Genomic DNA, 21,572 nt, shown 5'->3' with positions numbered 1-21,572 from the left:
ACCTCACTTGGGCTGGAAGCGGATGCCGCCGTCGAAGCGGACGACTTCGGCGTTCATGTAGTCGTTCTCGATCAGCGAGCGGACCAGGTGGGCGAACTCGTCGGGACGGCCCATGCGCTTCGGGAAGACCACCGGAGCCACCAGCTTGGCCTTGAACTCCTCCGAGTTCGGCGAGAAGCCGTAGATCGGGGTGTCGATGATGCCGGGGCAGACCGTGTTCACGCGTACGCCGATCGCCGCCAGGTCGCGCGCGGCCGGGACCGTCATGCCCACGATGCCGCCCTTGGAGGCGGAGTAGGCGAGCTGACCCGTCTGGCCCTCCAGCGCCGCCACGGAGGCGGTGTTGATGACGACACCGCGGTGACCGTCCTCGGAGGCGGGCTCGGTCTTGGCGATGGCGGCCGCGCCGATGCGCATGAGGTTGAACGTGCCGATCAGGTTCACCTCGATGACCTTGCGGTAGCTGCCGAGGCTGTGCGGCGCGCCGTCGCGGTTGACGGTCCGCTCGGCCCAGCCGATGCCGGCGCTGTTCACGATCACACGGACCGGCTTGCCGGTCGCCACGGCGGCGTCCACCGCCGCCTGCACCTGCTCCTCGTCCGACACGTCGGTCTTGACGAAGACTCCGCCGAGCTCGTCGGCGATGGCCTTGCCGCGCTCCTCGTTGAGGTCGGCGATGACCACGGTCGCGCCGTGGGCGGCCAGCTCGCGGGCGGTGGCCTCACCGAGGCCGCTGGCACCGCCGGAGATGATTGCTGCAGATCCGTTGACGTCCATATCCCGGACCCTAACCCGACAACCGAATGAAGTTCTACTCGGGGTGGGTTAATTCGCGGTCACATGCCGCCGACGGCGCTGTCGACGTCGGTGTAGACCTTGATCCGCCGGTCAAGGCCGGTGGTACGCAGGATGCGGGCCACGGGCGCCTGCGGGGCGGCCAGGGACACGCCGCCGCCCTCGCCGGTCGCCAGCCGCCACGCCTCGATCAGCACCGACAGCCCGCTGGAGTCCATGAACGACAACTGTTGCAGGTCGAGCACCAGCCGCGCACTGTCCTGCTTGATGGCATCGCGCACCTCGTCGCGCAGGAAGGGCGCGGTGAACAGATCGAGTTCACCCTCGACGGCCACCACCACGGCATCGCCCATCGAGTGTCGCGCAAGCCGCAGCTTCATGTTCGGCCCCTCCTCGATGAGCCACTGTACTTGGACATCCCCGATAAGCGGGCATGCACAAACTACGATCAGCCCCTATGCGGGAGGATGAGGCGGAGCCGGGCGTTCAGCTGCCCTCCGCGCCGATGAGCCCTCTGCGCGCGGTCCTGCGGCGCATGGCGATGGCCCTGGGCGTGCTCGCCGCCATGTTCCTGCTGGTGGCGGTCGATCTGGACGGCTACCACGACAACGCCGACGGCGCCGTCTCGCTGCTCGATGCCCTCTACTACGTGACCGTCTCGCTCTCCACCACCGGATACGGCGACATCACCCCGGTCACCGACACCGCCCGGATCGTCAACATCGTGGCGGTGACCCCGCTGCGCGTGGCCTTCCTGATCATCCTGGTCGGCACCACGCTTGAGGTGCTCACCAAACGCACCCGCGACGTTTTCCGGATCAGACGCTGGAGGTCCAGGTTGCACGATCACACGCTGATCATCGGCTACGGCACCAAGGGCCGCTCGGCGATCCGCACGCTGCTGGAGAACGAGCGCACGAAGGAGTCGATCGTGGTGATCGACCCGGTCCGCGCGCTGGTCGAGGAGGCGACCGCGGACGGGTTCGTGGGAGTGCAGGGCGACGCCACCCGCAGCGAGGTGCTCAACCGCGCCGGCATCAGGACGGCCGCCCAGGTCATCATCGCCGTCCAGCGCGACGACACCGCGGCCCTGGTCACGCTCACGGCGCGCAGCCTCAACCCGTCGGCGACCATCGTCGCGGCGGTACGGGAGGCCGAGAACGACCCGCTGGTCAGGCAGAGCGGCGCCGACGTGGTCATCACCTCCTCCGAGGCCGCCGGCCGGATGCTGGGCGTGGCGACGCAGAGCCCGGCGATCAGCGCGCTCATCGAGGACTTCCTGGTCTTCGGCAAGGGCCTGGACCTGTACGAACGCGCCGTCACCGCCGACGAGGTGGGCAAGGAGCCGGCCGAGTGCGACGGCATGGTCGTCGCCGTGGCCCGTGGCGGCGACCTGCTGACCTACGCCGACCCTCAGGCCCAGACCCTGCAGGCCGGCGACCGGCTGATCATCATCCACGTTCCGCGGGTATAGCGAAGCCGTACGGCAGCTCAAGGCGGTGCGCGGCGAGCAGGTCGGGGTCGGCGAGCAGCGCGCGCGTGGGCCCGTCGGCGGCGATCACGCCGCCCGACAGGATGAGCGAGCGCTCGCACAGCTCCAGCGCGTACGGCAGGTCGTGCGTCACCATGAGCACGGTCACCTCCAGCGAGCGCAGGATCTCGGCCAGTTCCCTGCGCGCGGCCGGGTCCAGGTTGGACGACGGCTCGTCCAGCACGAGGATCTCCGGCTCCATGACCAGCACGGTCGCGACCGCCACCCGCCGCCGCTGGCCGAAGGACAGGTGGTGCGGCGGCCGGTCGGCGAACTCCAGCATGCCGACCCGGTCGAGCGCGTCCTTGACCCGGCGTTCGAGCTCCTCGCCGCGCAGTCCCGCGTTGGCGGGGCCGAAGGCGACGTCGTCGCGGACCGTCGGCATGAACAACTGGTCGTCGGGGTCCTGGAACACCAGGCCGACGCGCTGGCGGATCTCCTTGACCGTGTCCTTGCGCACCGGGGTGCCCGCGACGGTGACAGTACCGTGCCCCGCGGTGAGGATGCCGTTGAGATGCATGACGAGCGTCGTCTTGCCGGCGCCGTTGGGCCCCAGCAGCGCGACCCGCTCGCCGCGCCCGACGGCCAGGTCCACCCCGAACAACGCCTGCGTCCCGTCGGGGTAGGCGTAGGCGAGGTCCTTGACCTCCAGCGAGTAGTTCACAACGCCATCATCCCCAGTACGGCCAGCGCCCCGCCGGGCAGCGCCAGCGCGATCGCCCATTGCCGCACACCGGCCGAGATCTCCTGCACGACCGGCATCCGGCCGTCGTACCCCCGGCTCAGCATCGCCAGGTGCACTCTCTCACCCCGCTCGTAGGAGCGGATGAACAGGGCCCCGGCCGAGCGCGCGATGACCGGGATGTGCCGCATGTTGCGCGCCTCGAACCCGCGCGACTCCCTGGCGACCTTCATCCTGCGCATCTCGTCCACGATCACGTCCATGTAGCGCAGCATGAACATGGCGATCTGCACGAGCAGCGACGGCACCCGCAGCCGCTGCGCGCCCATGAGGACCGCCCGCGGCTCGGTCGTGGCGGCCAGCAGGATCGAGGCGAGCACCCCGAGGGAGGCCTTGGCCAGGATGTTCCAGGCCGCCCAGAGACCGGGCACGCTCAGCGAGAGCCCGAGCACGGTGGTCCGCTCCCCCATCCCGATGACCGGGATGAGGAAGGCGAACAGGACGAACGGCAGCTCGATCACCATGCGCCGCGCGACGAACGTCAGCGGCACCCTCGCCACCGCCGCCACCGCCACGAGCAGCACCGCGTAGCACCCGAACGCCCAGAACGCCTCGCGAGGCGTGGCCACCACCACGATGGCGAAGGACAGGACCGCGAGCAGCTTGCACTGCGGCGGCAGCCGGTGCACGAGCGAGCCGCCCGGCCGGTAGAGCTGGTGGTGGTGACCCGCGCCCATGGCTTACGCCCCGGCCTTGACCTTACGGCTGCGCACCGCGTACGCGATGCCGGCCGCCACCAGCAGCGTCAGGCCGACGCCGATGATGCCGGCGACGCCCACCGGGATGCCGCCGACGTCGCCGTAGTCGGCCAGCGCCCACGTGCCGAACAGATGGTCGGTGGTCTGGTCGATGAACCCCTTGTCCTCGGCCACCCGCTCCAGGCCGTCGGGCGAGGCGGAGGCGAAGAAGGAGACCACGCCCGCCAGGATCAGCGTCACGCCGAGCCCGCCCAGCACGAACGGCCGCACCCCGGCCTTCTGGATGGTCTCCTGCTTTCCGGGAGCCTCGGTGACGGAACCGTCGGCGCCACGGAGCACGAGCGGCTTGGCCAGGCCGGCCGCGCCGTACACGAGATCGGGGCGGACCGCCAGGACGGCGCCGACGGTCACCGCGGTGATCAGCCCCTCACCGATGCCGATCAGGACGTGCACGCCGCCCATCGCGGCGGCCACCGCGCCGACCTCGATCGGAGCGGTGCCGCCGATCGCGAACAGGGCCGTGAACGCCAGCGCCGAGGCGGGCACGGAGACGAGCGCGGCCAGGAACGCGGCGACCGTGATCGCGCCCTTGCCCGCGGCGAAGCGGGTGATCAGCCGGAACACGCCCCAGCCGACCAGGACGGTCACGATGCCCATGATGGTGATGTTGACGCCCAGCGCGGTCAGCCCGCCGTCGGCGAAGAACAGGCCCTGGACCAGCAGCACCACGGCCACGCACAGGACACCTGTGTACGGCCCGACGAGTATTGCGGCCAGCGCGCCGCCGAGCAGGTGGCCGCTGGTGCCGGCGGCCACCGGGAAGTTGAGCATCTGGACGGCGAAGATGAACGCCGCCACGAGGCCCGCCATCGGCGCCGTCCGGTCGTCGAGCTCACGCCGGGCGCCGCGCAGGCAGACCGCGACCCCCGCTGCCGCGACGACCCCGGCGGAGATGGACACCGCCGCGTTGAAGAAGCCATCGGGAACGTGCACGACTCCTGCCTCTCAGTAAGGGGGGATTTTTTGGGGGGATAACGTCCTTACGATAAGGCATCGCCTTGCACCTGCACATAGATGGCATTTAGCGAAGAATTCTCCGGATAATCGCCCGCGGCGTCAGCTTTCGCACGACCGTGCTCAGCCGTCCACGCCCCGAGGTCGCGTACGGCCGCACGCTCCGCAGCACCGCGCCCCGCCACCAGCGCCGCGCCGCCGGCACCCCCACCGCGCCGGTCTCGATGCGGAAGCGCGCGGGCGGCCCGCCGAGCTCCAGTTCCAGGTAGGCGTCCCAGGTGCCGGGCGCGAACCGGCCCACCGCGGGCCGCGCCGCGAAGGCCCCGCCGGGCAGCGCGGTCACGCGCTCGGTCCGCTCGCTGCCCGTGCGCCGCTCCTTCCACACCAGCCCGCGTACGGCTCCCGCCTCCACCGCCGACCCGCCGACCGTGATCTCGCCGTCGAGCAGCAGCCGGTGCCCCAGCCCCCAGCGCGTCCTGGTGATGCGGACGCTGCCCGGCACCGCCAGCACATGCCCGCCGACGTCGAGGCTGAGGTTCCCGTTGTCCCTCGTGAAGTACGGCAGCGCCACCACGTTGCCGATCAGCCGGGGCGACGGCCTGCCCATACCGCCCTCCCGGTTGGCGCCCAGCCTGCCCAGCCGGGTCACGCCCTCCAGTTCGACCGCGACGTAGGCGTCCCACACGCCCGAGGCGAGCTGGGCCGGGTCGATGCGCACGGTGAACTCGCCGCCCTCGCACTCGGCCGGCACCACCTGCTCGCCGGCCGGGTCGTGCCTGGCGCGCAGGACGACCGAGACGCCGTCGTTGTCGCGCATGCCTTCGAGCCGGGCCGTACCGGTGACCAGCAGCCGCTCGGCCTCCCACCGCAGCCCGGTCAGCCGCCGCAGCACGGTCGCGCTCTCGATGTCGGCCAGGCGCAGCAGGCGCTCGATGTCGCCGAGGGCGGCCAGGCGCTGGCGGTCGGTGCTGTTGAGCCGCTCGGCCACGCCCGGGGTCAGGTACTCGTCGCAGAGCGCGGCCACCTCGGCCGCGATGTCCTTGCGCCGGACGTCGTCGGCCTCCAGGAACGGCGCGCCGAGCTGGGCGAAGGCGTCGAGCCTGAAGTGCCGCCTGAGCAGGTGGTCGCGCAGCGGGCCCGGCTCGATGTGCCGGGTCATGAGCTCGATCGGGGCCCGGATCATCGTGAGCCAGGAGATCGGGTCGCGGCTGCCCGGCTGCTGCATGATGCTGCTGCCGTCGGGGCGGGCGGTGAGGTGGTAGCAGTCGTAGTCGGCGACCACGGAGATCGTCTCGGCGTGGCAGTAGGCGTGCACGGAGAACTGGATGTCCTCGCCGATGAGCTGATCCTCGGCGAAGCGGATCGTGTGGCGCTCCAGCATCTCCCTGCGGAACAGCTTGAAGCAGCTCAGGCTGTTGTAGACGGCGCTCTCGCCGAGCTCCACCCGGTCGGCGCTGCGCTGGAACATCGACACCGGCGCCCGCCTGCCATGGCCGACGATGCGGCCCAGGACGATGTCGGAGCCGTTGCGGTCGGCCATCGCGACCATGCGCTCCAGCGCCTCGGCGCCGAGGTAGTCATCGGCGTCGCAGAAGAAGACGTAGCGGCCGGTGGCGTGTTCCAGGCCGACGTTGCGCGGCCTGCCGGCGCCGCCCGAGCAGGGCTGGTGGACCACCTTCACGATGCTGCGGTGGTAGGTCGCGTAGAGGTCGAGAAGCTCGGCGCTGCCGTCGTCGGAGCCGTCGTCGATGACGACGATCTCCTTCTTCACGCGCTGGATGAGCGCGGAGGTCAGACATCGGTCCAGATAGGTCCGGCAGTTGTGGGCCGGGATGATGACGCTGACGTCCGCCGCATCCTCGTCGCACCCCGTCGTCGTATCAGCCACAGCCGCGCCCCTCAGCCGTCACAATCTGCTTGCACTTCGTTTCAGTATGTGACGAGGAACGGCTCTCGCGTGGGCGATCGGGCCTCTTGGTGCGCCGTTTTCCTCCGCCGCACCTGGCGAAATTTCAGGCTAAAGCACCTAATGAGCGGCTATGCGGAGCATCGAATTCCGTTCAGGAACGCTCTTCTTCCACCCGGGGGATAAGAACAACCCCGAAGGGAACAGTGCCCTACCCCCTGGCCGCGGCCGTGATCCGCGCTCAAGGTTCGCGCGTCTACACTCAGGCAACCTTGACCGGGAGGTGGCAGGTTATGGGAACCAGTCTCTACAAGCAGCTCGTGGCCCAGGCCAAGGTGCTTTACGCGGCCGAGGACATCCTCACTTCAGCGCGGCTGAAGGAGCTTTACGAGTGTTCGGAACTGCTCCGCCGTACCAGGACCAGGGCTGAGGACATCGTGCTGGAGGCGCGCATGATGCTCGCGGACGCCGAGCGCCAGGGCGACCCCGAACGGATCGTCGCGCTCAGCGCCCAGGTCGACCAGGCGCGCGCCGCCTACGACAAGGTGCTCGACGCCTACGTCACCCTGTGTTGCCGCATCCACGAGGAGCGGAAAACCCTCCTCGACGATGGCTTGTCAGGAGTGGCCTGACGAGTTAGCGTCAGGCCATGCCTGACTGGAAAGACAAGCTGCACTGCTCCTTCTGCCACAAGAAGAGCACCGAGGTGGCCAAGCTCATCGCCGGCCCCGGGGTCCACATCTGCGACTCGTGCGTGGCCCTGTGCGACCAGATCCTCGAAGAGGAGAAGCTGGCCGACAGCACCGAGCCGCGGCTACCGATGTGGGAGACCATGAGCGACGACCAGATCCTCGACCACCTGCCGAAGATCGCAGCCGTCCAGGCCCAGATCAACGACAACATGCGTGACTGGGTCGCGCATCTGCGCAGCCGTAACGTCAGCTGGGAACGGATCGGCGCCTCCCTCAGCATGACCAAGCAGTCCGCCTGGGAAAGATTCAAAGAGCCTTCCGCGTAAACCTCTGTGACTGCTGAGGCGTCTCCCAGCAAAGGGAGGCCCGCATGCGCGTGCTTGACGGCCTCGCGGCACCGGAGCTCAGCGACCTGCACCTGGAGTTGACGCTGATCGTGGTGCTGCACGAAGAGGCAGAACGACTCGCCGCCGAGTGAACGGGCTCCAGCTCCCCGGCCGCCCCGGGGAGCTGGAGCAGGGGGATCAGCGGAGCTGGCCGCGTACCGCGCCCATCGGGAACCTCTTGTTGTGGACGTTGACGTAGTAGTTGTGCGGCCACCTCTTGATGGCGCGCAGCTCCCGCCAGGTGAGCGTGGTGGCGGCGTTGGCGGCGTTCTGCCGCTTGACCGCCCTGACGCAGCCCTTCGAGAACCCGTCGGACGGCGTCCTGAGCGTGACGGTGATGTCACCCGCCACCCCTCTGGCGCCGCGGTGGATGTGGGCGGCGGTGGCCGGGCGGATCTTCCTCACGGACAGGGCGTAGCACAGGTGCCACCCCTTGACCCGCCAGAAGAAGGTGCCGGAGCCGTTCCGGTCACCGGGACCCGGGACTTCCTGCTTCCCACTGAGCCTGACCACCCTCGGCCGATGATCAGCCGCCGTTGAGGTGGTGACTGCCGTTGTGGCGGATGCCGTTGAGGTGGCGGCCGTTGAGGTGGTGGCTGCCGTTGAGGTAGTGGCGGCCACCGGGATGGAGCTGCCCAGAAGGGCGGCAGCCGCCGTGAGGCCGACGACTGCCAGGTGCTTGCGCATGGGAACGTTCCTCCCATCCGACTACGGGACACTCCCGGCACGGATCGTCCGGCCGCGGGGTTCGCCCAGTAAGGGCAAAGCGCCCACCCGGTAAGCCACCTTTCCCCACCGGGCCACACCCCCACCCAGCCACACCCCCACCCAGCCGCCACCTCACCGAACCCCCACAGCACCCGCCTCCCCAAACACCCCACCCAGACCACCTTGCCGGACACCCACCACACCGGACCACGCACACCGACACCCCGCCGCACGCCTCACCGGACCACCCGGCCCGACACCCCACCCGGACCACCTGACCGGACACCCCACCGCTCACCTGACCGGCCCCGCTGCCGGGCACCTCACCGGGCCTACCCCACCGGATCTTGCCGCGGCGAGTCCGTCAGTCGCTGCCCGCGGCCGTGGCGATCACGTCGTTGAGGACCTCGCGGGAGCGGACCAGGTCGGCGATCATCCGGTCGATCCGGTCGCGTTCCAGCGTGAGTTCGTCCACCAGCGCGGGAGTGGCGATGGCGGCGGGACCACCGTCGGAGTCGCGCATGCAGGGCAGCACGCGCGCGATCTTCCTGCTGTGCAGCCCCGCGGCGAACAGCTCCTGAATCCGGATGACCCGGTCGACCGCGCTCTCGGGGTAGTCGCGGTGCCCGCCGGGCGTACGGCCGGCCACCAGCAGGCCCTGCTGCTCGTAGTAACGCAGCGACCGCTCGCTCACACCGGCCCGTCTGGCCAGCTCGCCGATCTTCATCCCAATCCCCCTCCGACCCCGATGGTAGGCCCTGTACACCGAACCAAGCGCTTGCTACGCTCCGCCCATGGTCTCCACGATGGTCTGGGGTACCGGCAATGTCGGCCGCGCGGCCATCCGCGCCGTCGAGGCCAACCCGGATCTCGAACTCGCCGCAGTGATCGTCCACAATCCCGACAAGGTCGGCCACGACGCCGGAGAACTCGCCGGCCTCGGCCGCGACCTCGGCGTCACCGCGAGCGCCGACGCCGAAGCCGCGTTGTCGGCCCGTCCGGACGCCGTCGTGTACGCCGCCTCCGGCGAAATCCGCCCAGACGAGGCGCTCGCCGACATCGTCAAGGCCATCCGGGCCGGCGCCGTCGTCGTCACCCCCTCTCTCTACGCCCTCTACGACCAGCGCAACGCCCCGCCCGAACTCCGTGAGCCCGTGCTGTCGGCCATCGCCGAGGGCGGCGGCTCGCTGTTCGTCTCCGGCGTCGACCCCGGCTGGGGCAACGACGTGCTGCCGCTGCTGATCAGCGGCCTCGGCTCCGTCGTGGACGTCATCCGCTGCCAGGAGATCTTCGACTACTCCACCTACGACCAGGAGGACTCCGTCCGCTACCTGGTCGGCATGGGCCAGCCGATGGACTACGAGCCGCCCATGCTCGCGCCCACGATTCCGTCCATGGTCTGGGGCGGGCAGATACGGCTCATGGCCCGCGCCCTCGGCGTAGACCTCGACGAGATCCGCGAGACCGTCGAGCGGCGGGCGCTCGACGCGACGGTGAGCACGGTGACGATGGGCAAGTTCGACGCCGGCACCCAGGGCGCGGTCCGCTTCGAGGTCCAGGGCGTCATCGGCGGCGCGCCCCGCATCGTCATCGAGCACGTCACCCGCATCCACGCCTCCTGCGCGCCCGACTGGCCCACACCGCCGGACGGCGTCGGCGCGCACCGGGTGGTCATCGAGGGCCGCCCGCGGATCGAGGTCACGGTCGAGGCCACCGACGAGGACGGCAACCGCTCCGCGGGCGGCAACGCCACCGCCGTCGGCAGGCTGATCGGCGCCATCGACTGGCTCCTGGCCGCGGAACCCGGCCTCTACGACGCCCTCGACGTACCCCTGAGGCCCGGAAAGCTGACATGACGACCGGCACCGCGTCGCCGCCACGCTCGCGGGCCCGGAGAGGCTGACATGAGGATCGACATTCCCGAAGGCAAGGACGCCATCGAGTACGTCTGGGGCGAGATGGTGCCCGGAATCGGCCCCGCCGCCTCGCACTTCTCGCTGTCGGTGTACGCCCACACCACGCTCGGGCTGCGCGAGTTCGAGGCGGCCCGGCTGCGGATCGCGCAGATCAACGGCTGTGTCTTCTGCCTCGACTGGCGGACCGAGCGCGACGGGCAGAAGGTCGAGGACACCTTCGCCGACGCCGTGACCGACTGGCCCACCACCGACGCCTTCGACGAGCGCACCCGCCTGGCCGCCGAGTACGCCGAGCGCTACGCCCTCGACCACCACGCCCTCGACGACGAGTTCTGGGACCGGATGACGGCCCACTACACCCAGCTCGAAATCGTCGAACTGAGCATGAGCATCGGCTCCTGGCTGGCGTTCGGCCGCCTCAACCGGGTGCTCGGCCTCGACACCGTGTGCAAGCTGCCCAGCGGAGCCTCGCCCGCCGGGAAATGAGCGCCGAAGCCGCGACCTCACCCGGCCCGACGCCCACCACGCAGCCGAAGACACACAAACCGCCCAAGCACGAACCCGAGCCCACCACCGAGTGAATCCCGTGCGAGCCCTCGCCCACCGCGACAAAGCCGGCCCATGGCGAACCCGCCCGCACCAAGTGATGTCAAGGCGCGAATCCGTCGAGAGTGAGGAGTGGTACATGTCGGGTGTCTCCCGTCGTGGCTTCATCGCTGGAACCGGTTCTCTCCTGGGCGCCGCGGTCCTGGCCGGTCGTGCCCCCGCGGCCCGCGCCGCCGTCATCACCTCGGGCGAGCGCGTGCCCGCCCTGGTGATCGGCACCGGGTACGGCGGAGCCGTCGCCGCCCTTCGCCTGGCAGAGGCGGGCGTGGCCGTACACATGGTGGAAATGGGGATGGCGTGGGACACGCCAGGCCCCGATGGCAAGATCTTCTGCAACACGCTCTCCCCCGACCAGCGCTCCTACTGGCTGCGCACACGTACCAAGGCCCCCCTCAACTACTTCCTCGGCTTCCCCATCGACCGCGACATCCCTCGCTACACGGGCATCCTCGACGCGGAGGAGTTCAGCGGCATCACCGTCTACCAGGGCCGCGGCGTCGGCGGCGGCTCCCTGGTGAACGGCGGCATGGCAGTGACGCCCAAGCGCGAGAACTTCGCCACGGTGCTTCCCTCGGTGAACGCCGACGAGATGTACGCCACCTACTACCCCCGCGCCAACGCCGGTCTGGGCGTCGGCCTCATCGACCCCGCTTGGTTCGACAGCACCGCCTGCTACCAGTACTCGCGCGTCGGCCGTAAGCACGCACAGCGCTCAGGATTCCCGTTCGTCTTCGTTCCCGACGTCTACGACTGGGACTACATGAAGCGGGAGGCCGCCGGAACGGCCACCAAGTCAGCCCTGGCCGGAGAGATCCTTTACGGCAACAACCACGGCAAGAAATCCCTGCAACAGACCTACCTGGCCCGCGCCAAGGCGACCGGCAGGGTCACCATCTCCGCTCTCCACAAGGTCACCTCTGTCACCCCCGCGTCCGGCGGCGGCTACACCGTCGTCATCGACCAGCTCAACACCAGCGGCGCCACCACCGCCACCAAGACCGTCACCGCCGACCGCGTCTTCTTCGCGGCGGGCAGCGTCGGGACCAGCAAGCTCCTGGTGAAGCTGAAGGCCACCGGCGCGTTACCCAACCTGAACAACGAGATCGGCAAGGGCTGGGGCGACAACGGCAACGTCATGTGCGGCCGCGCCAACCACCTCTGGGACCCGACCGGCAAACTCCAGTCGACGATCCCCTGTTCCGGCATAGACAACTGGTCGGCCGGTGGCGCCTTCGCCGAGGTCGCCCCGCTGCCGACGGGAATCGAAACGTTCGCCTCGTTCTATCTCTCGATCACCAAGAATCCGAACAGGGCCGCCTTCACCTGGAATTCCGCGACGAGCTCGGTGGATCTTAACTGGCAGACATCCTGGAAACAGCCGTCCATCGACATGGCCAAAACGATCTTCGACAAGATCAACGCGAAAGAGGGCACGATCTACCGGACCGACCTGTTCGGCGTCTACAAGATCTGGGGCGATCATCTCACGTACCACCCGCTCGGCGGCGCCGTACTCAACAAAGCCACCGACAACTACGGCCGCCTGACCGCCTACCCCGGCCTCTACGTCATCGACGGCGCGCTGATCCCAGGCAACACCAGCGTGAACCCGTTCGTCACCATCACCGCCCTGGCCGAACGCAACATCGACACCATCATCGCCACTGACCTCTGATCACCGCCACCCCCGGCCCAGGGTATGAATCTGCAAGATCTCCTGAGCCGGGGGTGTCCGCTTCGCCCTTGACCGGGTCAGCGGATGCCATCATCTTTCCCACCCGCCTCACGAGTCCGCAGGTGAATGGCAAGATGCGCCACATGTGCCATCTGCCCAGAAAGACGCGGCGCGGCCACTTTTCGGCTAGTGCGCGGTGCGCACGACCTTCGTCGTGAGTTCGAAGATGCGAACGATGTTGCCATCGGTCCCGTCTCGGGTCTGCCCGGTATCCCGAAAGATGATCCAATAGCGGCCCGCGAGGTACTCCCGATGCTCCAGTGCCCCCGGCTGGGTCCTGACGAAAAGGTCGTCGTACGCGTCACGCAGTGAATCGTTTGGGTCTACCCGAAGATAGATTTCTTCCCTATCCCCCATTTGACCATTTTCGCACGTCAGAGCCGGTGCAAGGTCTGCCCACCGTACATCTTCCTTGGCATTTCCCCTGCGCACCATCCGCAACGCCGACCACAGCCGGTCTCACCCGCCCAATCACCGAAGCGCGGGTGGGCCCTTCCACGCCCGCGGGCCGAAGCCACCGGGGTCCCCATCACCACGAGAAGCCCAAACCGCCGACAGCGGACCAAAAGGACTCCCCAGGCGTGCCGCCACCGTACGCGCACACCCCACCCCCAACCAGACCCAACCCAAAGCACACCCTCGTCCCCACTCAGCCGTACGGCCGGCGACGACGACCGATTCCACGTCACGTACCCCACCCAAATCGGTTCCTGGAGCGAAGCCGACCCCCTACGTCACCCCCGGGCAGCGGTCGGAATGCACGCCGTTCCACACTTCACCCGAGGCCCCCTCCGGAACAGGTCCCGCGGTACAGCGGCACGGGCGCGCAGAGCGGATAGCAATGCAGATCTTCGGCCGCCCCCGTGATGAAGGATGAGGCTCCGGCAATCCATTCCTCGCTCAGCCTCACGTCGGTAGCCAGCTCTGCAGCCGGAAGAGCGGCAGCCCAGCAACTCTCCCCCTTCCGCCAATCGAAATAGGGAAGGACCTCTCGCACCTGCGGCTGCCGTTCCCAGCCCGGCAGGCCCATCGCCTCTTCGGCGTACATAGCGTTAAGGACAAAACCTTTTCTCCGTCGACGGCAAAGCCGACGTGATTGGTACGGTTGACGTTTCAGTAGGCGCTGTAAGCCCGCGCGCCAATACTGAGGCGAGGAAGCACCAGCGGATAGACACCTCGATACCCGTTGCACTCGAAGACTGCAACGTGCCGATCAGAACGATCGACAAGCATCGCTCAAGGCGCTGTTACGAGTCAGCGGCGGGTGGCTAAGGCGTGGCCGCGCCGGTTCGTGGTGATGAGCCACTGGCTGGGGCGTTGCCGTACGTGCGTGCCGTACGGCAGAGGGCGAGAGCCCTGCATGTCTCCATGGCAAGCGGTCCCGTACCGCAGGGCAGCCAAGGCGCGAGCAACGGAAGCCACGCGGCAGCTGATCGCCCGGCAACCTAACCCAGCCCGCGGGAGTCAAGGAGCACCCGCTTTAGGAGAGCGACAGTCACAGGGCCGGTTTGCAGGGTGTGAGCTGAACGGACGGCTACTGTAGCCCGCTCCGCCTTTAAGATCATCCCGCATATGTCCCGCGCCGGTCGACACCGGTCCACCCTGCCGCTCGGTGGGTGAGCGGGTCCGGATTAGCAAGGTGGCCCAGTCTCCGAAATCCCCCATGGCCTTCGCCTGGCCGAAGCTGGCCACGGAAGCTGTCGAGGGGCAGGCACGCCCCTAAGTTGACCTTGTCTGTGTAAAGGATTACGCTTCTCCCTTGTCAGTGTCAAGGACTAACGGGTAGTCTGCACAGGAAGCGACATACGTGATGGATCGGATGGATCGCCTCCTCCGGGTGGCAAAGGAGCAGGAGTTCGATGCGTGGCAAAGCCTGAAAGGCGGCTGGTACTTCCGGAAGGACGGTCAGACGATGACCTTCCCGAGGACGCCCGAGACGCCGAGGGAGTGGTCGAACTTGATCAACACCCTGCGCAGAGGCGGTATGGACCTCTCCGCGATGGATAGCTAGTCCTGCTTCCCCGGGGTCGCGAGACGACGCGCGACCCCATTCCATCCTTAATGTCACAAAGATTCAGGAGAACCATCTCATGAACTCATCGCTCACCCTCTGGCGCATCATAATCGTAGCTGTGAGCGCCGCGGGACTGACTGACGAACAGCGAGAAGAAGTGGTTCATGCCCTACCGGGCTATCCGACCATGTCGGATGACGTCGCGACAGGGCAACTAATCGTAGAATTCGATCTCGAATCATCTGATGAGCAGGATGCCATCAATCAAGGCGAGAAGCTCTTCACCAAGAACGCAAGAGAGATTCTGGGAGATGTGCTGACTTACGTTGGCATCACCGCATGGCGGGAAGGCGACGATTCGTCGATACCAAGAGATTTCCTGCAGCTGGTAGGGTACGCCGAGATTGCCAGCCTCCTGCAGGTGTCCCGGCAGAGGGTACGAGAGCTAGCGGAGACGCGGGCAGACTTCCCAGCTCCCATAGCCCGCTTGGCGATGGGGCCAGTATTCACGCTACGAAGCGTTCAGGATTTCCTAGATAGATGGGACCGCCGACGCGTGGGACGACCGAAAAAGGCGAGGGTCTGATGTCGGCGCAAGTATGCCATCCGGACGCTCAGTTTCAATCGGCATGGCTGTAGCGCGGGTTTCTAGCGGCCGTTGCCGGTAGGAACGCGTAGCTTGCCTTGCCCTCCGACCGTGCTCTCCACTCCGAATAAGCAGACTACCCGCATGAGATTCGGAGTGGAGAGCACAAGGCAGTGCAGAGTAACTCCACCCTTGCTGCTTCACGGACCGGTCCGTGTCCTAGCCTGGGCTTTGGTCGGGCCGCTGGCAGCCGGTCATAACCGTGCTCAATGAGCAACGCAGCAAAAGAGCGAATGTAACATGCTCTGCCTATAAGGCTGAGCTGCACGGATGCTCCGCGCGGGCCGGTCGGATAGTGCGATTGGTCCGACTTCCGTGCTGTGCCGAGCTACCACTCGCTTTAGTTCGCTACCCGAAAAGGATCTCTTCGGGGAGCCGATTGGTCACGATAGTCCGCACACCAGTCCGAATGTGCTCGAAGCAAGCGGCCAGGTCGCCTCCGTAGTCGTCGCGAGCAACCGCAGAGTTCTCGAACCAGGTCCATCCCGTATCTGCCACAACGCGGGCGACTCATTCTGCCGATACAAGACTGTCGGGATTGATGCACATGGCCTGCCGCAGAACGACCAGGCTGGTGCCGGCCAATCCGCTACCAGGTCGATACGTCCGAGGGCGGTGAATACGTTATTCCGTCGGCCAGCCTCGAACGGCTCTACAACCAACGGCGCATCCTGACCTGACGGGCCGCACTGCCGGCAGCCAGGTGCCGGAACTCCCGGACGGTAATCGGTAGCGCCCAACTGGTCATCCTTCTGACCATGGCGACGTCACATATCGAGCTGACCCGTCGTACCACGGACCGCGACCGCGATGCCGTCCAGAAACATCTTCAGCCCGAACTCGAATTCCTCATCACTCCCCACCCCGGCGATATCGGTGGCATGCCGCACCATCCTGGGATGGGTCTGCGGGTCGAGACGTTCATAAAGCGTCTGACGGGCCTGCTGTTCCCCAGGATCGGTGGCGTCAAGATAGAGATTGAACTGCACAGAACCGATGATCAACGTGGCCAACGCCCCCGCGGCCGCCATCGCGTGCCTCGGACTCAGACCCGCGCCGATGAACCGATCGACCGCGACCTCCACCCCTTGGAGCGAATTCGGACCAAGCCGCTCGGTGCCACGCAGAAGCAAGGCAACGGAGGGATGCCCGAGAAGAAAAGCGCGGAAAGCACGCGCCAGCCACTCCGCCTCCGACCGCCAGTCCAGACCCGGGGGCGGTGGTCGCAGCCCCAGCCGGATGGCTCGGTCGGCCACGATGATCGTCAGTTCGTCCCGGCTGCGGACGTGCCGATACAGAGAGGACTGGTTGCACCCCAGGTCCTCGGCGAGCCGCCGCATGGTCATCGCCTCGATGCCGTGCTCGTCCAGCAGCCGTAGCGCGGTGTCGGCGATCGACTCCAGCGAAAGCATCCGGTTCCGCCGCCTGCGCGTGGACGGCTCGCCGCGCGCGAGCCACCAGGATGCGGAGCCCGGCGGGTCCGGCGATGAGACGCGGGCGCGGTCCGGTGAGCTGGGCTTCTCTCGTGTCATGTCGAAGTTCAGCCTCCCATGCCTTGCAGAAGCAAAACGAGATCGCCTAGCTTAAGCAAACGACGTTTGCTTAAGAAGCGGGAGGAAACAGAGTGCTGGCTGTCAGGAACACCGCCGATGGGATCCGGGTGCAGGACGTGGCCGACCCGGAGGGACCGGGCGTCCGGCTGGACGTCGCATCGGCCGGAATCTGCGGCACGGATGTCGCGTTCGTCGCGAACGGCCACCAAGGCTTCACATACGGCCATGAATTCGCCGGTACGGTCGACGGTGCCGCCTTCGTGGTAGAGCCATCCATCTACTGCGGTCGTTGCCCGGAATGCGCGGCGGGCAACACCCAGCGCTGCGCCGACCCGATGCACGGCACGCTGGGCATCTTCCGGGATGGCGGAATGGCGGAGTCCGTGGTGGTCCCGGAATACACACTGCTACCGCTGCCCGCCGCCCTGCCCGTACAGGATGCCTGCCTGGTGGAACCCGCCGCCGTCGCATGGCACGGCGTGCGGAAAGCCGGATTGCGCCCCGATGAGAGGGTCGTCATCGTCGGCGGAGGATCCATCGCGCTCCTCGCGGCCGCCGTTGCGCGCCACCTGGGCTTCGACGTCGATCTGGAAGCCCGCTACGAGCACCAGACGTCAGCCGCGAAGCACCTCGGCGCAGGACGCCCGCAGGGCACGTACGACGTCGTCATCGACGCCGCCGGCAGCTCATCAGGCCTGGCCCGATGCGCCGAACTGGCCGCGGCCGGCGCACGGATCATCGTGCTGGGCGTCTACAACGACACCATCGGCATCCCGGCGGCACACAGCCTCATCAAGGAACTGACCTACATCAACGCCATGGCCTACGGCCGACCCGGCGGCGTGCGCGAGTTCGGCCAGGCCGCGGACATGCTCGCCACCCGGCCCGAGATCGCAGAAACCGTCATCACCCACCGATTCCCGCTGAACGCCGCCGCCGAAGCGTTCCGAGTCGCCCGCGACAGATCCGCAGGAGCGATCAAGGTGACCCTGGAGCCGCCCCGTTAAGGACCTTCTGCCAGCGAGCGCCCTGAGCCTCCGCCATCGCCTTGTTGGCGGCCACGTCCGTCTCGACCTGCTGGCGCGAGGTATGACTTCACCCCCAACCGGCAAAGCCCTTGACCGGGATCTCTCCAGGCCAAGGGCATGCGTACGCTGAAGTCCGATTTTGCATTGCCCAGGTCAGCGCACGAATCCGTTGACGATGAGCGGCAGTGAAGCGTCCATCCCTGCGACGTTCAGGACGCCGTCGTCCTTGGGGTCGCCGACCGAGTAGCCCGCCGCGGTCATCGCGGCCACAACCACACGGGCGGCCGGGCTGACGGAACGGCGGTAGGCGGCCAGAGCCTGTGCCGGGTGTGAGCGGCCGGCCCAGGTCTCGTTGTCGGTGAACACGACGATGCCGTCCACGTTGAGCCTCTCCCGCTTCGCCCAGGTGAACGGCAGCGACAGGTCGGTTCCGCCGCCCGAGGGCCGCCACCGTGCGATCTCGCGCAGGTTGGTACGCGGCGTCACCTTCGAGGCGTGGACGCTCGTGTCCACATCGATGACGTGCACGTTGCCCTTCTCGATGCGGGACAGCATGACGGCCATGGCACAGCCGACCTCGTACGGGGAGCCGATGGTGGAGCCGCCCACGACGACGCCGCTACTCCATTGGCTGCTCATGGATCCGGATGAGTCCACTGCGATCAGCAGCCGCTTGCCGGACGGCTCGACGGTGCCGAAGGCCAGCTCGTACGTCTCCTCCAGCGCGTCCAGAATCGCAGGTACGGGCTTCCAGGTCTGGACGTCGGCGCGCGGGTTGGGCTGCGCCCGGCCGGAGCCGTAAACGCGCATGGCGAGCCACGCGTCCATCGGGTGGATCCGGGCGCGCAAGATCGCCTCCCGGTCCGTAAGCCGCAGCACCGCCCGCGAAGTCGCCTCCGACATCGGCTTGAGGGCGCCGATGCGTGTCATGCGGGCCAGGTTGCGGATCAGGGCGGTCAGGCCGACCGTCTCGATCAACGCCTCCCACACCGTGCTCTCGCGCAGCATCGCGTCCGGCAGGAACTCCCACGGCACGTTCGCCTCCGTGACGACCCGGACCGCTTCGGCCGGCGTGGTGGCGGCCTTCGCGGTCAGGAACCGGTCCACCGCGGGCAGCTCGGCGCGGGCCTCATCGTCGGCGACATTGCCGGCGATCCAGCCGAACAGAACCTTGCGCTGGCCGTTATCGGCTGCCGGGTGAGCGATGCGCAACACATCCCGCAGGTCGAACGTCTCACCCTGAGGCGTCTTCCGCTGGCGAGCCTTGCACGCCTTGAACGCCACGCTGTCGGCGTCGCCGGCCAGGAACCAGGAACCGAGCGCCGTACGCAGCGAACGGCCGACCGTGGGCGCCGTGCCTCGGCCGGTCCGCTTTCCACCCAGGTTCTTGTAGTAGCCGAAGAACTGGGCCAGGTGGTCGGTGGTGCGGGCGACCTTCGCCAGCGCGACCTTCGCCGCCTGCCGGGTGTCCGGATCACCCATGGCGTAGCACGCGGCCAGCGCGAACAGAGCAGGACGCGGCTTCGGAGCCCGCGGCGGGCGAGCCGTCGAGATCTCGGTGAGCAGCCGGACAACCCGCGGGCCGTCCTCGGCGATGGCGGAGAACAGCACGCCGGCATTGTCGCCGGTGAGCTTCTTCTCGCTCACGTAGTAGGTGCCGCCCGTGGTGCCGAGGATGAGGAAGTCCTCCACCTTGGCCCACAGGTCCTTGTCGAAGACGTAGCCGCCGGCGGCGTTCTTCACCTGGTCGTCGCGGCCGGGGATCGGCTGCGTCTGCGGGGTGACGATCGCGGAGACATTCGCGAGGGGATCACGTACGGCCATGGATGCGCTCCTTCGATTCGACCCGCCCAATGGGCGGATATGACGAAGGGGAGCGGATGTGGTGATGACCGCCGAGTAAATCAGACGCGCTACCAAACTGCGCCACCACCCGAAACTTCGGGTGAGCAGGATTCGAACCTGCGACCTTCTGATCCCGATAACCGACGACCTTCGACCCGCTCCCCTACTCGTCAGCCCTGCCGGCGGAACGGATGTGGGGGACTCACCGGTGTTAAGGCGTCCTTGGCCGCTAGACGACAGGCCGACGTGGCCGGCCCGGCAGGATTCGAACCTGCGTCACCCGCATGGGAGGCGATAACCGATAGAGATTCGACCCGTACCGCCGGCAGAGCTGACGAGCGATCAGGTCTGGAACTGACACGGATGTAGGTGCGCCCACCGGCATTAAGAGCTCTGCCAATTGAGCTACGGAGACCCAGGCCTCCGACGGGACTCGAACCCGCAACCTCTCCATTAACAGTGGATAACCGACGAGACTTCGACCCGCGCCAGCACCAGACCTGACCAGCTCACACGACCCGGGAGAAGCGCAGATGCGTTGAAGACAACCGACGCTCTTCGACCCGCGCCCTTCAGGTCCCGTGAACTGTCTCCTACGGTATCGATCAGCGTGCCGCGGCACACCTGAATATCGGACGGATCGGCCACGGCCATCATCCCGCCACCGAAACTCTCTACCAGGGCACACACCTACTCGTCCGAAGGCGCTCCCCCGCCCGCGTGAGTTGATCTAGCAACCGTCTGGCAAATGGAAACGCCGCTCCTGAGATGAGTCCACCGTCGTCCACGAACGTCCGAGATTCGACCTCAGCCATGCCATCTCGATGGCAAGAGCACCCGGCCCGAGGAGCGGAAGACCACATCGAATCTGCAATCGGTCAGCCGTAGATCCCCGCCGAACGTCTCCGCGAGTACAGACCCCAAGTCGAATACGAACTCCGCTCCCACACGCTCTGTGGTGTCGTCACTATCGACCCTCTCCACGACACGTACGAGCCGTTCGCCCACGCGCCGTGCAAAAGGAACTTCGTCGGAGGCAGGGTCGATGTCGACGCGGCTTCCCAGCTCTTCCATCGCGTAACCGAGTCGCAGCTCGGACCGTTCGCGACGGTGACTCCGAATAGACGCACCCGCACGAGCTCGGAGAAATTCAGGGCATCCATATCCCCGGCTTTCGACCTGCCCAGACCTGGAGGCCAGGTGCCGCCACAAGAGCGCGGGCACGCTTGGCTTTCTAGGACAGCCCCGTTACGGGGAACCTATGGTAGTTCGGGCCGTTTCGATGAAGCTCTGCAGCTGGTCGCGGAACGCCTGGTGGGCGTTGTCGAAACGGGAGCGCGCTTCCGGGGCCTCTTGCGCAATGAACCACAGTGCTCCGTTGGCATCAGTTGCCGCCCGCTTAACAGCTTCTACCCTTTCGGCAATGACTTCCGGCCCTCCGAGGAGAACTACCCTGGCGCATCGAGCCAGCGGATCATAGGCGTTCCGCAGAGCCGTACGTAAGTCCTGAATCCTTACTAACTGCTCCTGCTGCTGCGTCACTTGGATGTAGATGTTGCCGAGCCTGTAGTAGAGCTCGCCAGTGATGTGGGCCTGCTCTAAGAACTCAAGGTAGGCCGTCCGACGTGCTTCCCGAATCTGGGTATAGTGCTGAGCCCTAGCTGTTCTGTCCTGAGAGGTTAGGTACGCGGTTGGCGGGTGGTTGGCCGCCGAGTGCGGTGTGGCCGCGGTGGTGATTGTAGGCGTGTAGCCAGGGG

At 67.3% G+C, this 21,572-nt stretch carries 20 protein-coding genes; 9 read left to right on the top strand and 11 right to left on the bottom strand.

The annotated features are described in order from the left end of the window. Positions 1–3: 3 nt before the first annotated feature. Both ACFWYW_RS26170 and ACFWYW_RS26165 read right to left on the bottom strand, forming a co-directional pair. A complete protein-coding gene (locus ACFWYW_RS26170) occupies positions 4–777 on the bottom strand; it encodes an SDR family NAD(P)-dependent oxidoreductase (protein ID WP_379614671.1) in 774 nt (257 codons plus the stop codon). A 59-nt stretch (positions 778–836) separates the two neighbouring features. After that, positions 837–1,175 (bottom strand): STAS domain-containing protein, encoded by a 339-nt coding sequence (locus tag ACFWYW_RS26165; protein WP_379614673.1) that lies wholly within the window; start codon positions 1,173–1,175, stop codon positions 837–839. A 77-nt stretch (positions 1,176–1,252) separates the two neighbouring features. Between ACFWYW_RS26165 and ACFWYW_RS26160 the strand changes: the two genes are divergently transcribed. Further along, a complete protein-coding gene (locus ACFWYW_RS26160) occupies positions 1,253–2,269 on the top strand; it encodes a potassium channel family protein (protein WP_379614675.1) in 1,017 nt (338 codons plus the stop codon). On the opposite strand, the gene ACFWYW_RS26155 is transcribed toward ACFWYW_RS26160, so the two are convergent. The 4 genes from ACFWYW_RS26155 to ACFWYW_RS26140 all read right to left on the bottom strand — a co-directional run bounded on the left by ACFWYW_RS26155 (position 2,247) and on the right by ACFWYW_RS26140 (position 6,668). After that, on the bottom strand, positions 2,247–2,990 hold the full coding sequence (locus ACFWYW_RS26155) for an energy-coupling factor ABC transporter ATP-binding protein (protein ID WP_379614677.1): 744 nt from the start codon (positions 2,988–2,990) through the stop codon (positions 2,247–2,249). The genes ACFWYW_RS26160 and ACFWYW_RS26155 overlap by 23 nt on opposite strands. After that, on the bottom strand, positions 2,987–3,745 hold the full coding sequence (gene cbiQ / locus ACFWYW_RS26150) for a cobalt ECF transporter T component CbiQ (protein ID WP_379614679.1): 759 nt from the start codon (positions 3,743–3,745) through the stop codon (positions 2,987–2,989). Before cbiQ ends, ACFWYW_RS26155 begins: the two co-directional genes overlap by 4 nt. A gap of 3 nt (positions 3,746–3,748) precedes the next feature. Next, complete coding sequence (locus ACFWYW_RS26145; protein WP_379614681.1) at positions 3,749–4,759, bottom strand: energy-coupling factor ABC transporter permease; 1,011 nt, start codon at positions 4,757–4,759, stop codon at positions 3,749–3,751. Positions 4,760–4,847: 88 nt separating this feature from the next. Further along, on the bottom strand, positions 4,848–6,668 hold the full coding sequence (locus ACFWYW_RS26140) for a glycosyltransferase family 2 protein (protein WP_379614683.1): 1,821 nt from the start codon (positions 6,666–6,668) through the stop codon (positions 4,848–4,850). A 311-nt stretch (positions 6,669–6,979) separates the two neighbouring features. On the opposite strand from ACFWYW_RS26140, the gene ACFWYW_RS26135 reads away from it, so the two are divergent. Further along, positions 6,980–7,318 (top strand): hypothetical protein, encoded by a 339-nt coding sequence (locus ACFWYW_RS26135; RefSeq protein ID WP_379614685.1) that lies wholly within the window; start codon positions 6,980–6,982, stop codon positions 7,316–7,318. Positions 7,319–7,335: 17 nt separating this feature from the next. Beyond that, on the top strand, positions 7,336–7,704 hold the full coding sequence (locus tag ACFWYW_RS26130) for a ClpX C4-type zinc finger protein (protein WP_379614687.1): 369 nt from the start codon (positions 7,336–7,338) through the stop codon (positions 7,702–7,704). Positions 7,705–7,902: 198 nt separating this feature from the next. On the opposite strand, the gene ACFWYW_RS26125 is transcribed toward ACFWYW_RS26130, so the two are convergent. Next, complete coding sequence (locus ACFWYW_RS26125; RefSeq protein WP_379641086.1) at positions 7,903–8,277, bottom strand: CHRD domain-containing protein; 375 nt, start codon at positions 8,275–8,277, stop codon at positions 7,903–7,905. Positions 8,278–8,836: 559 nt separating this feature from the next. Further along, complete coding sequence (locus ACFWYW_RS26120) at positions 8,837–9,199, bottom strand: MerR family transcriptional regulator (protein ID WP_379614691.1); 363 nt, start codon at positions 9,197–9,199, stop codon at positions 8,837–8,839. Positions 9,200–9,266: 67 nt separating this feature from the next. Here ACFWYW_RS26120 and ACFWYW_RS26115 point away from each other — a divergent pair, with 67 nt between their 5' ends. The 5 genes from ACFWYW_RS26115 to ACFWYW_RS26095 all read left to right on the top strand — a co-directional run bounded on the left by ACFWYW_RS26115 (position 9,267) and on the right by ACFWYW_RS26095 (position 15,329). Further along, positions 9,267–10,328, top strand: coding sequence for a dihydrodipicolinate reductase (locus tag ACFWYW_RS26115; RefSeq protein ID WP_379614693.1), 1,062 nt, complete (start codon positions 9,267–9,269; stop codon positions 10,326–10,328). Between the two features lie 48 nt (positions 10,329–10,376). Further along, entirely contained in the window at positions 10,377–10,874 is a 498-nt protein-coding gene (locus ACFWYW_RS26110; RefSeq protein ID WP_379614695.1) for a carboxymuconolactone decarboxylase family protein, read from the top strand. Between the two features lie 199 nt (positions 10,875–11,073). After that, a complete protein-coding gene (locus tag ACFWYW_RS26105; RefSeq protein ID WP_379614697.1) occupies positions 11,074–12,669 on the top strand; it encodes a GMC oxidoreductase in 1,596 nt (531 codons plus the stop codon). Positions 12,670–14,548: 1,879 nt separating this feature from the next. After that, positions 14,549–14,740 carry a hypothetical protein gene (locus ACFWYW_RS26100; protein ID WP_379614699.1) on the top strand — a complete coding sequence of 64 codons (192 nt, stop codon included), beginning with the start codon at positions 14,549–14,551 and terminating at the stop codon, positions 14,738–14,740. A 79-nt stretch (positions 14,741–14,819) separates the two neighbouring features. Next, positions 14,820–15,329: a hypothetical protein gene (locus ACFWYW_RS26095; protein ID WP_379614701.1), complete on the top strand. Its 510-nt coding sequence runs from the start codon at positions 14,820–14,822 to the stop codon at positions 15,327–15,329. An 827-nt stretch (positions 15,330–16,156) separates the two neighbouring features. Here ACFWYW_RS26095 and ACFWYW_RS26090 read toward each other — a convergent pair. Continuing rightward, a complete protein-coding gene (locus ACFWYW_RS26090) occupies positions 16,157–16,921 on the bottom strand; it encodes a TetR/AcrR family transcriptional regulator C-terminal domain-containing protein (RefSeq protein ID WP_379614703.1) in 765 nt (254 codons plus the stop codon). A 92-nt stretch (positions 16,922–17,013) separates the two neighbouring features. Here ACFWYW_RS26090 and ACFWYW_RS26085 point away from each other — a divergent pair, with 92 nt between their 5' ends. After that, entirely contained in the window at positions 17,014–17,949 is a 936-nt protein-coding gene (locus ACFWYW_RS26085) for a zinc-binding dehydrogenase (RefSeq protein ID WP_379614705.1), read from the top strand. Positions 17,950–18,123: 174 nt separating this feature from the next. Here the strand turns inward: ACFWYW_RS26085 and ACFWYW_RS26080 are convergent, their stop codons facing one another. Both ACFWYW_RS26080 and ACFWYW_RS26075 read right to left on the bottom strand, forming a co-directional pair. Further along, positions 18,124–19,794 carry a TROVE domain-containing protein gene (locus tag ACFWYW_RS26080; RefSeq protein ID WP_379614707.1) on the bottom strand — a complete coding sequence of 557 codons (1,671 nt, stop codon included), beginning with the start codon at positions 19,792–19,794 and terminating at the stop codon, positions 18,124–18,126. Between the two features lie 1,269 nt (positions 19,795–21,063). Then, on the bottom strand, positions 21,064–21,572 hold a 509-nt coding region (locus ACFWYW_RS26075; protein WP_379641094.1), incomplete at its 5' end, for a hypothetical protein.

Source organism: Nonomuraea sp. NPDC059023, assembly GCF_042740095.1.
Lineage (GTDB): Bacteria > Actinomycetota > Actinomycetes > Streptosporangiales > Streptosporangiaceae > Nonomuraea.
Note: the sequence above shows the minus strand (reverse complement) of the source record. Positions and strands in the feature narration are given on the sequence as shown.